A 1353-nucleotide genomic window follows, 5' to 3' on the forward strand; every position below is an offset into this window, starting at 1 on the left:
CCCGTCTCCTTCAGCTGCCGGATCTGGTGCGGATCCCCGTGGGTCGCATCGGTGCCGCTGGGTAGGTGCGCGGGCGCGGGGTGTAATTCACCACGGTGCCGGGTTGGGCCATATCGGAGGAGAGCTTGTCCGCGGCGTCGCCCAGGCTTTGCATGACGCCCATGCCGCGCCGGAAGAGGCGGAAGCCGGCCACGATGGCGGCCAGCAGCGTGGCCAGGATCAGCACGGTCCACAACAGGACCCAGAACCACCAGGGAAGCATCTATGAATCATCCTCATTCGTGTTGCGTTCGGCACCCAGCCAGGTGTTGACGTAGTCCACGGCCTCGGCGGGAGCGACCACAGCAATCCTACCCCCATGGCGGGCCACCAGCGGGGCGAGCACCGAGTAGTGTGAGAAACGCACCTTCGCCAGGTAGCCGCCGTCGATCTTCTTCGACCAGGCGTCGGGCTGGTACGCCTCGATCTGCGCCACCCGGCTCTGGTCGATGAACAGTTCCACCTGCGGATCCTGCTCGGTGGCCGCGTAGCGCAGCTGCGGCTGGCCGCTGTCCTCATGGCGCCGGCCCAGGGTGAAGTGCTCCCCGGTGGTGTTGGCCGCCAGGATCCGGTCCAGCCGGAAGGTCAGGATCTTTTTCCGGGTGCGGCACCAGGCGCGCAGGTAGCGCCGCTGCCCGTCCTCCACGAAGCGGATTGGTTCGATGTCGCGTTCGTGGTGGCTGCCCGAGGAGAGCGAGTAGTAGTCGATGCGCACCACCTGGTGCTCGCGCACCGCCCGGGCCAGCAGCGCATCCGCGTCCTGCTCACGCACCTGGTTCAGCGCAAAGCCCAGCGCCCCGTTCCACCCCTCGAAGCGGGCGACCGCCTCATTGAGCTTGGCCAGTGCCGAGTCCAGGGTGGCGCGGTGCTCAAAGTTCGGGATGCTGGCCAGCGCGTTCAGCCCGCCCAGGACCGCCACCGCCTCCATGGGGGCCAGCTTCTGCGGTTCGGCCAGCAGCGCCGCGTTGGAGATGGAGACCCAGTCGGTGTCCAGGTCCCCGTCGTTGACGTTGATCAGTTCATCGTGCTGCCGCCGGGGACCCCGCACATCATGATCAGCGCCAGCTCCTGGCGCACCTTGGCCGGGCTGAGCTCGTAGCGTTCGGCCAGTTCGGCCACCGTGGCCCCGCCCTGGCGACCACGTACTGGATCATGTCGATGTTGCGCATCACCTGCTGGGCGGTGGTGCCGCGCCCGGTGGAGCGCCGCGGCTGGTATTTCACCTCAAGCCCGGCGTAGCGTTCGGCCACCTGGCGCTGCCTGGTCCGGGCCTGCTCCAGCAGGCTAGCCACCTGTTCGGCCAGCGCCTGCGGG

Annotated in this window: 3 protein-coding genes and 1 pseudogene; all 4 read right to left on the bottom strand. The window is 68.2% G+C overall.

The features are described 5' to 3' along the window. Positions 1 to 10: 10 nt before the first annotated feature. Positions 11 to 226, bottom strand: a complete 216-nt coding sequence (locus JCM19049_RS14365; protein WP_279403280.1) for a hypothetical protein — start codon at positions 224 to 226, stop codon at positions 11 to 13. A gap of 36 nt (positions 227 to 262) precedes the next feature. Then, on the bottom strand, positions 263 to 811 hold the full coding sequence (locus tag JCM19049_RS14370) for a helix-turn-helix transcriptional regulator (RefSeq protein ID WP_374700323.1): 549 nt from the start codon (positions 809 to 811) through the stop codon (positions 263 to 265). 117 nt (positions 812 to 928) lie between these two features. Next, positions 929 to 1158, bottom strand: a pseudogene (locus tag JCM19049_RS23640) (hypothetical protein); the annotation flags it as partial. Then, positions 1095 to 1353, bottom strand: a 259-nt coding sequence (locus JCM19049_RS14375) for a hypothetical protein (RefSeq protein WP_279403281.1), incomplete at its 5' end; no start/stop codon positions are given. The gene JCM19049_RS14375 and the pseudogene JCM19049_RS23640, both read right to left, overlap by 64 nt.

It is taken from the genome of Arthrobacter sp. JCM 19049, assembly GCF_001310435.1.